Origin of the sequence: Oscillibacter valericigenes, assembly GCF_016902445.1 — a bacterium.
Taxonomy (GTDB): domain Bacteria; phylum Bacillota; class Clostridia; order Oscillospirales; family Oscillospiraceae; genus Oscillibacter; species Oscillibacter avistercoris.
On the sequence record NZ_JACSNX010000002.1, the window covers coordinates 1 to 13,392 of the forward strand.

Sequence of the window (13,392 nt, forward strand, 5' to 3'; positions counted from 1 at the left end):
AAGAGCTTTTTTCTTCCGCTCTCCGCCGCGGCTCACCACCGCGCCGACAGCTTTGTTAGAATACCAAATCCTTCCCTCTTTGTCAATACCTTTTTTCACCTTTTTTCGCCGGATCCTTTTTTCTCTCCGGGCAAGGCTCCTCATACCTTATTATATATTGCGGCTCCTTCACATTCGCAGGTTCTGCAAGGTTTTTCGCACATTCTTTGCTTTTCATTCTTATGTGATGCTGTTATAATAAGGACCATATATAGAAGGGGGCGAGTTTTTGAAATTCTGGAAGATGAACGGTGCCGGGAACGATTTTGTGATCCTGAACAATCTGGAAGAGCACCTTCCGGTGGATCAGCTTCCCCAAATCGCCCGGACGCTGTGTGAGCGGCATCTCTCCATCGGGGCCGACGGCATGATGGTGGTGGACACCCCCACCCAAGGCGGCGATTACCGGATGCTGTTCTATAACTCCGACGGCAGCGTTGGTGAGATGTGCGGAAACGGAGCCCGGTGTATCTGCAGATACGGCTATGAAAACGGCCTGGCCGGAGAGACACAGACCGTGGAGACCACGGCAGGCATCGTCACCGGCCGGCGGATCGACCGGCGGCTCTACCGGATCCGGCTCAACGACCCCACTACGGTGCGGCTGGACTGCCCGGTGGAGGTGGACGGCGTGACCTATGCCTGCTCCTATGTGGAGCTGGGCGATCCCGGGATCCCCCACGCAGTGGTGCCCTATGCCAATCTGCGTCAGGCGGATGAAAACGAGCTGCGGGAGCTGGGTCGGGCCATCCGGTGGAACCAGGCCTTCCCCAAAGGCGCCAATGTGAATTTCTACGAGATCGTGGGCGAGGACCTGATCTTTGAGCGGACATTTGAGCGTGGCGTGGAAGATTTCACCTACGCCTGCGGTACAGGCACCGGCTCTGTGGTAACCGTTCTGACCCTGCAGGGCAAGGTCTCCGGCCACGGCGTACAGGTGGATATGACCGGCGGGCGTCTGCTCATTGACGCAGAGCGGGTCCACTCCCATGTTTCCAGCCTCTATCTGACGGGCCCCACCAATGTGGTCTGCAAGGGTGAGGTCACGGATGAGGATCTCTCATTTTAAATGTAAGGCCCTCCGGCCATACAGATAACCGCAGCCAAACTTTGTTAGGAGGAGAGAGAATGAGTACACAGCTAAACAAAAAGTCTGTCGCCCGGAACTATGCATTTCTGGCCGTCATGCTGGGGTCCATGGTCCTGGGCTCCATCGTGGGCTGGATATTCCCTCAGGAACTGGACGCGGACGGAAACGTCATCAGCGCCGGCGCCACCGTGCTGGAGCCCCTGGGCACACTGTTCCTGAACATGATGTTCTGCATCGTGGTGCCCATGGTGTTTTCGTCTATCGCCGGGTCCGTGGCCACCATGAAGAGCCGCAAGCGGGCCGGCAAGATCATGGGCACCACCGTGCTGACCTTCATCATCACCGGCGCCATCGCGGCCGTCATCATGATCGTCATCATGAAGATCTTCCCCCCGGTGCTGGAGCCCTGGAGCAACCTGACAGAGGGTGTGGTGGATGATCCCATCTCCATCCCGGACCTGATCGTGAACTTCTTCACCGTCGGCGACTTCTCCGCCCTGCTCAGCCGGAGCGCCATGCTGCCCCTGATCGTCTTTTCCATCCTCTTCGGCTTCGGCGTGAATCTGGGGCCGGGTCCCGACAGCCTGATCGCCAAGTTCCTCACCAGTCTGTCCGATGCCATGATGAAGGTAGTGCAGCTGGTGACCTACTACGCCCCCATCGCCTTCTTCGGCTTCTTCGCCAATCTGGTGGCCACCTACGGCTCCCAGATCGCTCAGGACTATGCCCGGGCGCTGATCGTCTACTATCCCCTGTGCTTCATCTACATCTTTGTCGCATTCCCGCTGTTCGCCTGGTTCGGCGGCGGCAAGGGCGCAGTGAAGGAGATGTTCAAGCACATTGCCCGGCCGGCCATCACCTCTCTCGGCACCTGCTCCTCTGTGGCCACCATCCCCACCAACATGGAGGAGGCCGAGGCCACCGGCATCTCCAAGGATGTCAGCGAGATCGTTATCCCCCTGGGCGCCACCATGCACATGGACGGCTCCTGCTTCTCCTGCATTCTGAAGATCGTGTTCCTGTTCGGCGTGTTCGGCAAGCCCTTCGACAGCGTCGGCGACATGGCCCTGATGGTCGTGGTGGCCGTTCTGTCCTCCGTGGGCATGTCCGGCGTGCCCGGCGGCGGCTACATCGGCGAGTTCATCATGTGCTCCGTGTTCTTCCCGGATCAGCTGGCCATCGCCTATCCCATCGCCATCACCATCGGCAATCTGGTGGATCCCCCCGCCACCATGATCAACTCCTCCGGCGACTATGTGGTCAGCTACGTGGTCTCCCGGTTCGTGGACGGCAAGGACTGGTTCCAGAAGGTCCTGGCCAGCCGGAACAGCTGAATCGTATCTTCTGCACAAGCAGAAGGACCTGCCTTGCGGCAGGTCCTTCTCTTTTTTCCGGGTCAGCGCAGTTCTCCGCGGTGGCGCTCTTCCTGCCGGGCCTTGACGCTCTGGCCGAAGGGCGTGGCGGCCAGGCCGCCCAGGGCCGTCTCCCGCAGCTCCACCGGCAGGCGGCGGCCCACATCGCCCATGCAGTCGATGACCTGGTCCACCGGCACCCGGCTCTCAATGCCCGCCAGGGCCATGTCCGCCGCGCTGACGGCATTCACCGCGCCGATGACGTTCCGCTTCACGCAGGGGACCTCCACCAGCCCCGCCACCGGGTCGCAGGCCAGGCCCAGCAGGTTTTTCAGAGCCATGGCCACGGCATGGCCGATCTGCTCCGGCGTTCCGCCCCGCAGATCCACCAGGGCCCCAGCCGCCATGGCGGCTGCCGTGCCCACCTCCGCCTGGCAGCCGCCGGAGGCGCCGGAGATGGAGGCCCGGTAGCCGATGACGGCCCCGATGCCGGCGGCCACGTACAGCGCCCGGACGATGGCATCCTCCTCTACACCGCCCCGGCGGTACAGGGGCACCAGCACCGCAGGCAGTACGCCGCAGGCCCCCGCCGTGGGGGCCGCCACGATCCGGTGCATGCAGGCGTTGGACTCCGCCACGCACAGTGCCGTGGCGATGACCTCCTGGAGGTAGGGGCCGCAGAGGGTCTCCTGTCCGGCGGCGTAGTCCCACATCTTCTGGGCATCGCCCCCCACCAGGCCGCTGACGCTGCGCCGGTCCGCCCGGTAGGTGTCCACCGACTCCACCATGGCCCGCCAGGTGGCGTGCATCTTCCGGAAGGAGGCCTCCGCCGTCACCTGCCGCTCCTCCACGTCCGTGTCCCGCACCACCTGCCAGAAGGGTTTTTGACCTGCCTGGATCTTGTCGAAGATCTCCTGCATGGAATCCAGCGCCATCTCAGTCTTCCTCCTTCTCGTAATAGGTAGCGCCCAGCACGCCGTAGAGGACCCGGATCCGCTCCAGGGCGTCCTGGGGGATCTTCTGGTCCGTCTCCACCACTGTCAGGGCGTCCCCGCCCCGGCGGTCCCGGTTCAAGCTCATGTTGGCGATGTTGACGCCGCTGACGGACAGCTCGTTCAGGATCCGGGACAGCTCACCGGCCACGTCCTGGTGGCGGACCACCAGGGTGTTGAAGATGCCGGTGAAGCTCACGTCCACCCCGTCCAGCTGGTCCACCCGGATGCGGCCGCCGCCGGTGGAGGCCGCCTGGAGGACCAGTTTCCTCCCGTCGGCGCTCTCCACCGCCAGCACCGCCGTGTTGGGGTGGGCGTCCCGCAGGTGGATGGTGTGGAAGCGGAACTCCAGTCCCTGTCCCACGGCGATCTCAAAGCTCTCCGGAATGCCCAGGTCGTCCGGCTTCATTCCCAGGAGCCCCGCCACCAGAGCCCGGTCCGTGCCGTGGCCCTGTCCGGTGTCTGCGAAGGAGCCGTGGAGGCCGATATCCGCCCGCACCGGTGCCGCCCCCAGCAGCGTCCTGGCCATGCGGCCGATCCGCACCGCCCCCGCCGTATGAGAGCTGGAGGGTCCCACCATGACAGGGCCCAGAATGTCGAAAATGTCCAGCATGCCGCATTCCTCCCGGAAGTCTCAAAATCGTTTCCAGCGTATCATATTCTCTCCGTTTCCGCAAGACGTTTTCCCGTTGACCTTTCCGCCGGTGTCCCTTATACTGGAGGCAGAAAGGAGCGTGACCGGCATGTCCTCTTTGCTGCTGCGGAACCTGCGGAGCGTCATCACCTGTGACGACGGCGATACCGTTTTGGAGCACACCGACCTCTACTGCGAGGACGGGGTGATCCGGGCCATGGGTCCGGACCTGCCCCAGACCGCCGACACGGTGATGGACGGCTCCCGTTACTGGTGCTATCCCGGCCTCATCAACACCCACCACCACCTGTATCAGGTGTTCTCCCGGAACCTGCCCCAGGTGCAGAACCTGGAGCTGTTCGACTGGCTCACCGCCCTGTATGAGATCTGGAAGGGGCTGGACGAGGACGTGGTGCGCCTCAGCTCCCTCACTGGCATGGGCGAGCTGCTGAAGCACGGCTGCACCACCTGCTTTGACCACCATTACGTATTCCCCGCTGGCTGCGGAGACCTGATCGGCACCCAGTTCGCCGCCGCCGAGGAGCTGGGCATCCGAATGTTCGCCTCCCGGGGCAGCATGGACCTCTCCCGGAAGGACGGCGGCCTGCCGCCGGACAGCGTGGTCCAGACGGTGGATGAAATCATGAAGGACTCCGCCCGGGTCATCGAGGCGTACCACGATCCGTCCTTCGGGTCCATGCGGCAGGTGGCCCTGGCCCCCTGCTCCCCCTTCTCCGTCAGCGGGGAGCTGCTGCGGCAGAGCGCCATCCTGGCCCGGCAGTACGGCGTGCGGCTCCACACCCACCTGTGCGAGACGAAGGATGAGGAGCACTACACCCTGGAGCACTACGGCGTCCGGCCGCTGGAGTACATGGCGTCCCTGGGGTGGACAGGCCCGGACGTGTGGTACGCCCACGGCATCCACTTCAACGACGAGGAGCTGCGGGAGCTCTCCCGCACCGGCACCGGCGTGGCCCACTGCCCCATCAGCAACATGAAGCTGTCCTCCGGCGTGGCCCGGGTGCCGGAGATGCTGGCGCTGGGCGTCCCGGTGGGATTGGCGGTGGACGGCTCCGCCAGCAACGACGGGTCGTCCCTCATGGAGGAGCTGCGGGTGTGCTACCTGCTCCACCGGCTGACCTCCAGCGAAAAAGCCCCCTCTGGCTATCAGGTGCTGAAGATGGCCACCCGGGGCAGCGCCCGGCTGCTGGGCCGGGAGGACATCGGGCAGCTGGCGGTGGGCAAGTGCGCCGACTTCTTCCTGGTGGATTCCCGCCGGCTGGAGCTGGTGAGCGGGGAGTACAGCCCCGCCGACGTGCTGGCCACGGTGGGCCTGCGGGGCCCGGTGGACTGCACCGTGGTGAACGGCCGCATCGTGGTTCAGGAGGGGCACCTCGTCACCATCGCCGAGGGCCGCGTGGCCGCCGACGCCCGAAAGGCCTGCGCCGACTATCTGGCGAAGGCGTGAGGTGGCGGACATGAAGAAGCTTTGCCTCCTGCTCTCCCTGCTCTTCATGTGCCTGCTGGCGTCCGGCTGTCAGACTGGATCTGACCCTCTCCCGCCGGAGACGGAATATCCCCTCTTTTCCTCTTATTCGGAGCAGGCCTCCTTCCGGGCGCCGGACGGGGCCCGGATGCCATCCTACCAGCCCTTTGCCGGAGACAGGGGAGAAACAGAGATCCTCTCGTTCTCCCGGACCTATCCGGCGCCCTCTGGGTGGAGAGACGAGCAGCCTGCCGCCGCTTACGCCGTCTGCGACCAGCTCTGGTACCAGGGCCTGGCCCTGGACCTGGAGGACTGGGTGGACACCGCGGCGGCGGACTGGGCCGATGCCCAGGCCACAGGCCGGAGTTTTGCCTGCTATCCGGTGGAGCAGTCCACCGACTGCACGCTGGAGACGGACCGGCTCTGGAACTTCGTCACCCGGCTGGCCTATCCGGCAGAGTACCCCTTTGACCGGGTCATGGTTGAGACCATTGTCCGCAGCCAGTTCTTCGATCCCGCAGACGGGGCGGAGCTGGACCCCGCAGAGCTGTTTTTGATACCGGAGGCGGACCTGCCTCACGCGCTCTATACGCTGACGGCAGATACCTGGCCGGAAAACACTGAGGTCTCCACCTCGGCGGAGGCGGACTTTGCCCGCTGGTTCTCCACAGAGTACCTCTATCTGGACGAGGATGGCCTGATGCTGGAATTCCCCGCCGGGACGCTGGAGGACAACGCCTGGCTGTTCCCCTTCTCCTATCAGGAGCTGGATGGCATCCTCCAGCCCTGGGCCATGCCGGAGTGAGGTGAAAGAAGAACTCCCAGTTTCGTTTCGTATCCCTGCGTCTCTATGGTCCTCTGATGTCCCCGCCTCCTGGCGGGAACGGAAATACGAAAAATCCGGATAAGCAAAACGCCGCCCGGGCCATGCAGGTCCGGGCGGTGCTGTTTCTTCGTTTGATGTTATGTAAACTTATTTTCATGCCGCGGCGGGCTCCGTGGCCGCGGGCAGGGGCGGCACATGGAAGCGGAAGTAGTCGTAATTATAGCTGCGGTTGGGCTCCACCTGGTCGCCGAAGCGCAGCTGGATCAGCTCGCTGATCGTCACCAGCTGATAGCCCTGCTCCAGCAGCCAGGGCACCAGGACCTCCGTGGCCTCCACCGTGCTGCCGTAGATGCTGTGGAGGAGGATCACCTGGCCGTCCAGGTTCCCGGCGTTCTGGACGCTGGCCACCACCTTGTCCGCGTCCTTGGAGAGCCAGTCCTCCGTGTCGATGGACCAGGTGACGATGCTCCGGCCGCAGGTGGTCTTCAGCGTCTTGTTCATGGATCCGTACGGAGGCCGCAGCAGTGTGGGCGTGGTGCCCAGCACCTCCTGGAAGATCGCGTCCGCGGCGGCCTGGTCCGCCTGCTGGGCGGCCTGGTCCATCTTGCCCAGGTTGGCGTGGCGGTAGGAGTGGCTGCCGATCTCACAGCCCAGGTCCACCGCCCGGCGGACCGCATCCGGCGCCTTGGGCAGGTTCCGGGCCACCTCGAAGAAGGTGGCCACCGCGCCGTTCTTCTCCAGAATATCCAGGATCTGGTCGGTGTAAACGGCGTGGGGGCCGTCGTCAAAGGTCAGGGCCACCATGGGGCGGGTGGGGTCCACCACCCGCTGGGTCTCCGGCAGCGGCTCAACAGGGGTCTCCGGGGCCGGGGATCCTTCCTCCGGCGCAGCGCCCTCCTCCGCCTCCTGGTCAAGGGGAAACAGCTCCGGCATCCTGCCGGGCTCCGGGACTTCCGGCAGGATCTGGGCGGCCTGCTCCGCCGGCACCAGATGTTCCGGCGGCGTCTCCGGCAGAGCCGCTGCGGTACTGCAGGAGGTCAGCATCAGACAGGATAGAAAAATGTGGATCAGTTGTCTCATGGCAGAATCCTTTCTTTCGTCTCTTTGTTGACCTTATGATACGGGTTCCCCCCAAAAAAGTCAGGTCAAAACGGATACAAAAAGGTCAAAAAGAGTGACAAAAGAAACGAAGAGTGACAAACGCCGGAGCGGGGCGTCTCTCCCCCGCTCCGGCGCCCCTTACAGCCGCTGGTCCTTGTCCTCCGCATACCAGAGATTCCAGGTCTGGCGGTAGACCTCTGCCGCCGCCTCACTGTGGCACACCATCCGCACCCGCTCCGGCAGGGCGCGGCCTGCCAGGAACTCCATGATAGTACGCAGGGCCACCGTGGCCGCCAGCGGCAGCGGGTAGCCGTAGACCCCGGTGGAGATGGAGCAGAAGTCCAGGGTGCGGATGCCGCGGGCGGCGGCCGTTTCCAGGCAGCTGCGGTAGCAGGAGGCCAGCAGGGCCGCCTCCCCGTGGTCTCCGCCCTGCCAGACGGGCCCCGGCGTGTGGATCACGTATTTCGCCCGCAGGCGGTAGCCCGCCGTCAGCTTGGCCTGCCCCCGCTCACATCCCCCAAGAGTGCGGCACTCCGCCAGCAGCTCCGGCCCCGCCGCCGCGTGGATGGCCCCGTCCACACCGGCGCCGCCCAGCAGGCTGGGGTCGGCCGCATTGACGATGGCCTCCGCGTCGGACTGTGTGATGTCTCCCACCAGGATGGAAAAACGGTCCATATCTGTCCTCCAGTCTGCGGCCGCCCCATCCGGTATGCCGCCTTTTTCCTCCAGTATAGAACCTTCTGTCCAAAAAGCAAGCCCGGATTTTCGGGTTGTCCGCCGACGGATTCCGCGGTATAATTTCCCTGAGAAACATGCCGTGCCCGGCAGCGCCCTGCCGGGAGAAAGGAGCCCTTATGGCAAAGCAGATCCCCACCTACACCGGGACGCTGCGCAACCACTCCCTGACCATCCCCGCCTGTGTCAGCGAGTGCAGCGGCATCCGCGTCTTCGGCCGGCGCATCAAGTCCCTGGCCTTCTCCACCGACGTGGCCATCATCAAAAACATCAACGCCGACGCCATCATCGCCGTCTATCCCTTCACGCCCCAGCCGGTGATCTCCCAGGCCATCATCAGCGTGTCCGACGTGCCGGTGTTCGTGGGCGTGGGCGGCGGCATCACCACCGGCATGCGCTCTGTCCGCCTGGCCATCCAGGCGGAGCATCAGGGTGCTTACGGCGTTGTGCTGAACGCCCCCACCTCCAACGAGGTGGTCCGCCAGATCAAGGAGGTGGTGGACATCCCGGTGGTCATCACTGTGGTCTCCGCCCACACGGACATCCGCAGCCGTCTGGCAGCCGGCGTGGACTTTCTCAATGTCTCCGGCGCCGCGGCCACGCCGGAGATCGTGGCGGAGATCCGCCGGGACTTCCCCGACGTCCCCATCATCGCCACCGGCGGCCCCACGGAGGAGTCCATCCTCCGCACCATCCGAGCCGGAGCCAATGCCGTGACCTACACGCCCCCCACCAACGGGGCCCTGTTCGCCCAGATCATGGAGAAGCACCGGAAAACGCTGTGAGCCCGGCCTCAAAAAAATGCCCGAACGGGGGTTGACAAACGACGCAGTCTCTGGATATAATGACGGCGGATCGGTAGGTGAGGCTACCATGGGGATCCGGATCTATTCCAAAGACTGCTGCCGCACAGTTGTGGAGACACAACCAGCTGGTCAACAGGCCGCGTCGACAACAAGGCGCCGCTTAATGCAGTTGCTACGCCCCGTGAAGCTAAAGCTTGGACGAAGTGCCCCATTGTGTGCAGTTGTCCCTGCCGGATCTCCGGCAGGGACATTTTTTATCGGAAGGAGGTGTGCGCGATGGAATCTGCCAGTCGATCGACCGGAAAAATCAAACGAAAGCGAGGTAACGACTATGACCATGTTCAACAAGGATCTGATCCTGCAGCTTTTGGAGAACCGGGACGGCAGGGCCCTCCTTACGTTCTGGAGGGGCCGCAATGCGGTGGACATCGCCGCCCTCCTGGAGTCTGTGGACGACGCCGCACGGCAGGCGGCGGTGTTCCGCACGCTGCCCAAGGACCTGGCGGCGGATGTGTTCTCCTATCTCCCCGGCCCCACGCAGGCCCGGCTGGCCCGCTCCTTTGCGGACGGAGAGCTGCAGCTGCTGTTTGACGCCCTGCATCTGGACGATGCCGCGGATTTTCTGGAGGAGCTGCCCGCCAATCTGGTGACCCGCGTCCTTCAGACCGCGTCCCCCCAGCGCCGCATGGCGGTGAACGCCCTGCTGTCCTATCCGTCCGGCAGCGCCGGCAGCGTCATGACGCCGGAGTTTGTCTCCCTCCGCCCGGAGGACACGGTCCGGCAGGCGCTGGACACCATCCGCCGCACCGGTATCCACAAGGAGACCATCTACACCTGCTATGTGCTGGACTGCCGGAGGCTGCTGGGGACCGTGTCCGCCAAGGATCTGCTGACCGCGGCGGAGGACGCCGCCGTCAGGGACCTGATGACCGCGGACGTCATCTCCGTCGGCACCCTGACGGACCGGGAGGCGGCTGCCCGCCTGCTGGCAAAATACGACCTGCTGGCCCTGCCGGTGCTGGACGGAGAGGCGCGGATGGTGGGCATCGTCACCGTGGACGACGCCATCGACGTGCTGACGGAGGAGACCACGGAGGACCTGTCCATCATGGCGGCGGTGACGCCGGACGAGAAGCCCTACTTCGCCGCCTCCGCCTGGGAACACGCCCGGCACCGCATCCTCTGGCTGCTGATCCTGATGCTGTCCGCCACCATCACCGGCTCCATCATCACGCGGTATGAGGACGCCATCTCCGCCGTTCCGCTGCTGGTGGCCTTTCTGCCCATGCTGATGGACACCGGCGGCAACTGCGGCTCCCAGAGCGCCACGCTGGTGATCCGGGGCCTGGCCCTGGACGAGATCCAGCCCCGGGACGTGATCCGTGTGGTGCGCAAGGAGTTTGCTGTGTCCCTTATCGTCAGCGCCGCCCTGGCCGCGGCCAACGGCCTGCGGATCTTCCTCCAGTACCACGACGCCGCCATCGCCCTGGTGATCTCCCTGTCCCTGGTAGCCACGGTGATCCTGTCCAAGCTGGTGGGCTGCGTGCTGCCCATCGCTGCCAGACAGCTCCGCATGGACCCGGCCATCATGGCCTCCCCCCTCATCACCACCATCGTGGACGCCGGGGCCGTGCTGATCTACTTCCAGGCCGCCACCGCGTTCCTGCCGCTGTCTGTGTGAGGGGCTATTGATCACAATATGCAGTTCAGGCAAAGAACGGGCGCCTGCCGGAACTCCGGCAGGCGCCTGTTTTATCTTCTCTCATTCACCGCAGGAAGATCCGCTTTCCGCCCCGGTATTCCCGGACGGTGCCGATCCGCTGGGCGCTGGGGACGCAGCCTTGCAGCTCCGCATACAGCGCATCCGCGTCCGCCGGGTCCACGGCCATCAGCAGACCGCCGGCGGTCTGTGGATCGTAGAGTAGGTCTTGTTTACATAACTCAATCACCCCCGCGTCCACGCCGGGCTCGGCGAAGGTGCGGTTCCGATACATCCCCGCCGGCAGCAGGCCCATCCTGGCAAACTCCAGCGCCTCCGGGATCAGGTCGATGGCGTCCACGTTCAGCTCCAGCTCCACGTCGCTGCCCTGGGCCATCTCAAAGCTGTGGCCCAGCAGGCCGAAGCCCGTCACGTCGGTGCAGGCGTGGACGCGGTAGCGCACCATGGCGTCCCGGGCGGACTTGTTCAGGGTGGTCATCAGCCGCTCCGCCAGGGCCTGTCCCTCCGGGGACAGCAGCTCCGCCTTCTGGGCGGTGGTGAGGACGCCGATGCCGATGGGCTTGGTCAGCAGCAGCACGTCCCCGGGCCTTGCCCCGGCGTTGGTCAGCACCCGGTCCGGGTGAACGAAGCCGGTGACCGCCAGACCGTACTTGGGCTCGTCGTCCAGGATGCTGTGGCCGCCGGTGATGAGGGCCCCCGCCTCATAGACCTTGTCGTACCCGCCCCGGAGCAGCTGGTGCACCGCGTCTTTCGGCATGGTCTCCGGGATCGCCATGATGTTCAGGCACAGCTTGGGCTCGCCGCCCATGGCGTACACGTCGGACAGGGCGTTGGTGGCCGCGATCTGGCCGAAGAGATACGGGTCGTCGGCGATGGGCGGGAAGAAGTCCACCGTCTGCACCAGGGCCAGGTCGTCACTGACCTTGTAGACGGAAGCGTCGTCGCTCTTGTCGAAGCCCACCAGCAGGTTGGGGTCCTGGTGGACCCGGATGCCGTCCAGCAGCTGGGCCAGGACGCCGGCCCCCACCTTGGCGCCGCACCCGGCGCACTTGGCCAGCTTTGTCAGCTTCACTTCATTTTCCATCAGGCCCCTTCCTCCTTTCTCTCCGCCGGAGCCCCCAGCGCCCCCGTCAGGTGCAGGAGCGCCTCCAGCACGCCGCCGCCCACCGCCAGGGCCTTGTCGCTGGCGGTGTAGCAGTGTTCCACCTTGCAGCGGGGGTCGATATCCCCGGCCTTCATGCCCTTGCGGACCGGTGTACCATCCGGCAGGATGCCCCGCAGGACACCGTCCAATGTGCAGGTCATGGGGACGCCGTCCACCGTGGCGGCCACATCCCCCTGCTTCACCTGGGCGCCGATATCCAGGATTTGACGGAAGGCCCCGTCGGCCGGGGCCCGCAGCACCCGCTCCCCGGCAAAGCCCCCGATGAGGCCCGGGATGCCGGTGTTGGGCAATGCGCTTCCCTGGTAGTACACCCGGCCCAGAGTGTGGCCCCGCATGGTCTCCACCACCGCGTGGCAGTCCATCCCGGCGGTGAAGCCCGGGCCCACGCCGATGACCGCCGGGGCGTCTGTGATTCTGGTCCCGAGATTTTTTTTGGCCAGGATGGCGTCCACCACGGCGTCCGGCTTCAGCACAGAGATGCAGATCCCCTCCGGGTCCGGCAGCACCGGGACGATGTCTTCCTGGAGCAGGGCCAGGGCCTGTTCCGGCGTGTCCGCCCGGCGGGCGGTGACGTCCTCCACTCTGGTCTCCCCCAGCACGATGGCCTGGGAGAAGGCCACTGTCCGCCGAATGGCGGTTGGGGCCGGTATATCGGTCATAATCACCGATATATGCGACCGTTTCAGCCGCAGGGCGATGCCGGTGGCGATGTCCCCGGCACCCCGAATGATCACCAGCATGGGAAATACTCCTTCCTGTGGAGGCTGCCCGCCAGCACCGGACAGTCCAGCAGCGCCGCCAGAGCCCTGGCGTCCGCCAGGTCCCACAGCGTCTCCACTTGGTTGACATAAATTTTATCGTGCAGCCCCTCGGCCCGCAGGACCGCAGCCTCGGTCTCCGGGGCGGCCTCCGCCGTCTCCGCCACTCCCGCCAGCGAGGCATATCGCTCCGACCGGTGGGCGGCCTCCAAAATGGGCTGTCCAAAGCCGGAGGCCCCCACCACGCAGATGGTCTGGTTGGCCTCCGGGGGGATCACCGGCTCGTGGGGGGCGTGGGCCTTCAAGGGACGGCGGGCGGCGCCGTCCGCCTCCACCAGTACGTAGTCGAACCGCTCCACCAGGTCCGCCATGGGCAGGGCCGGGGCCGCCAGCTTGCCGGTGCCGGGCACGTCTGTCCCAGCGCACAGCAGGCGGTGGGACTGGCGCAGGACGTCCAGAGATTCCGCCGTCCGGGCGCAGGGCAGGTCCTGGAACGGGAAGATCTTTGTCGTGGTGCACAGCAGGACGGTGTGCTGTCCCGCCAGCTCCTCCCCCAGGGTCCGCAGAAGGGTGGTCTTGCCGCCGCCGCCGATGACGGCGGTGACGCCGGGCCGGATGGCCAGCAGTTCTGCCAGCTTCACAGCGTTCCCTCCCCCCCGTCGTTCTTCTTTCCATAGAATAGCACCTC

At 65.1% G+C, this 13,392-nt stretch carries 13 protein-coding genes and 1 riboswitch; of the genes, 6 read left to right on the top strand and 7 right to left on the bottom strand.

The genetic code is table 11. The annotated features are described in order from the left end of the window. Positions 1-268: 268 nt before the first annotated feature. Positions 269-1,108, top strand: a complete 840-nt coding sequence (gene dapF / locus H9X91_RS02320) for a diaminopimelate epimerase (protein WP_204802116.1) — start codon at positions 269-271, stop codon at positions 1,106-1,108. 59 nt (positions 1,109-1,167) lie between these two features. Continuing rightward, on the top strand, positions 1,168-2,463 hold the full coding sequence (locus H9X91_RS02325) for a dicarboxylate/amino acid:cation symporter (RefSeq protein WP_204802118.1): 1,296 nt from the start codon (positions 1,168-1,170) through the stop codon (positions 2,461-2,463). Between the two features lie 62 nt (positions 2,464-2,525). On the opposite strand, the gene sdaAA is transcribed toward H9X91_RS02325, so the two are convergent. Beyond that, on the bottom strand, positions 2,526-3,416 hold the full coding sequence (sdaAA, locus tag H9X91_RS02330) for an L-serine ammonia-lyase, iron-sulfur-dependent, subunit alpha (RefSeq protein ID WP_204802120.1): 891 nt from the start codon (positions 3,414-3,416) through the stop codon (positions 2,526-2,528). Between the two features lies 1 nt (position 3,417). Beyond that, positions 3,418-4,086, bottom strand: coding sequence for an L-serine ammonia-lyase, iron-sulfur-dependent subunit beta (gene sdaAB / locus H9X91_RS02335; RefSeq protein WP_204802122.1), 669 nt, complete (start codon positions 4,084-4,086; stop codon positions 3,418-3,420). Between the two features lie 130 nt (positions 4,087-4,216). On the opposite strand from sdaAB, the gene H9X91_RS02340 reads away from it, so the two are divergent. Both H9X91_RS02340 and H9X91_RS02345 read left to right on the top strand, forming a co-directional pair. Then, positions 4,217-5,575 (top strand): 8-oxoguanine deaminase, encoded by a 1,359-nt coding sequence (locus H9X91_RS02340; RefSeq protein WP_204802124.1) that lies wholly within the window; start codon positions 4,217-4,219, stop codon positions 5,573-5,575. Between the two features lie 10 nt (positions 5,576-5,585). Further along, positions 5,586-6,398 (top strand): hypothetical protein, encoded by an 813-nt coding sequence (locus tag H9X91_RS02345; protein WP_204802126.1) that lies wholly within the window; start codon positions 5,586-5,588, stop codon positions 6,396-6,398. A 174-nt stretch (positions 6,399-6,572) separates the two neighbouring features. Here H9X91_RS02345 and H9X91_RS02350 read toward each other — a convergent pair whose 3' ends face one another. Together H9X91_RS02350 and H9X91_RS02355 are read right to left on the bottom strand one after the other, a co-directional pair. Then, positions 6,573-7,499 carry a polysaccharide deacetylase family protein gene (locus tag H9X91_RS02350; RefSeq protein ID WP_204802128.1) on the bottom strand — a complete coding sequence of 309 codons (927 nt, stop codon included), beginning with the start codon at positions 7,497-7,499 and terminating at the stop codon, positions 6,573-6,575. A gap of 159 nt (positions 7,500-7,658) precedes the next feature. Beyond that, the gene (locus H9X91_RS02355) at positions 7,659-8,195 is read right to left on the bottom strand and encodes a macro domain-containing protein (protein ID WP_204802130.1); all 537 of its coding nucleotides are present in this window, start codon (positions 8,193-8,195) and stop codon (positions 7,659-7,661) included. 179 nt (positions 8,196-8,374) lie between these two features. Between H9X91_RS02355 and H9X91_RS02360 the strand changes: the two genes are divergently transcribed. Beyond that, positions 8,375-9,040, top strand: coding sequence for a beta/alpha barrel domain-containing protein (locus H9X91_RS02360; RefSeq protein WP_204802132.1), 666 nt, complete (start codon positions 8,375-8,377; stop codon positions 9,038-9,040). A gap of 62 nt (positions 9,041-9,102) precedes the next feature. After that, a riboswitch (M-box (ykoK) riboswitch) is annotated at positions 9,103-9,274 on the top strand. 118 nt (positions 9,275-9,392) lie between these two features. Further along, positions 9,393-10,742 carry a magnesium transporter gene (gene mgtE / locus H9X91_RS02365; RefSeq protein ID WP_243414396.1) on the top strand — a complete coding sequence of 450 codons (1,350 nt, stop codon included), beginning with the start codon at positions 9,393-9,395 and terminating at the stop codon, positions 10,740-10,742. Between the two features lie 85 nt (positions 10,743-10,827). Here the strand turns inward: mgtE and selD are convergent, their stop codons facing one another. The 3 genes from selD to yqeC are packed head-to-tail and all read right to left on the bottom strand — an operon-like array spanning position 10,828 to position 13,345. Next, a complete protein-coding gene (gene selD, locus H9X91_RS02370) occupies positions 10,828-11,865 on the bottom strand; it encodes a selenide, water dikinase SelD (protein WP_204802134.1) in 1,038 nt (345 codons plus the stop codon). Then, on the bottom strand, positions 11,865-12,686 hold the full coding sequence (gene yqeB / locus H9X91_RS02375; RefSeq protein ID WP_204802136.1) for a selenium-dependent molybdenum cofactor biosynthesis protein YqeB: 822 nt from the start codon (positions 12,684-12,686) through the stop codon (positions 11,865-11,867). Before yqeB ends, selD begins: the two co-directional genes overlap by 1 nt. Then, positions 12,677-13,345, bottom strand: coding sequence for a selenium cofactor biosynthesis protein YqeC (yqeC, locus tag H9X91_RS02380; RefSeq protein ID WP_204802138.1), 669 nt, complete (start codon positions 13,343-13,345; stop codon positions 12,677-12,679). The genes yqeB and yqeC overlap by 10 nt, the downstream gene beginning before the upstream one ends. Positions 13,346-13,392: the final 47 nt, after the last annotated feature.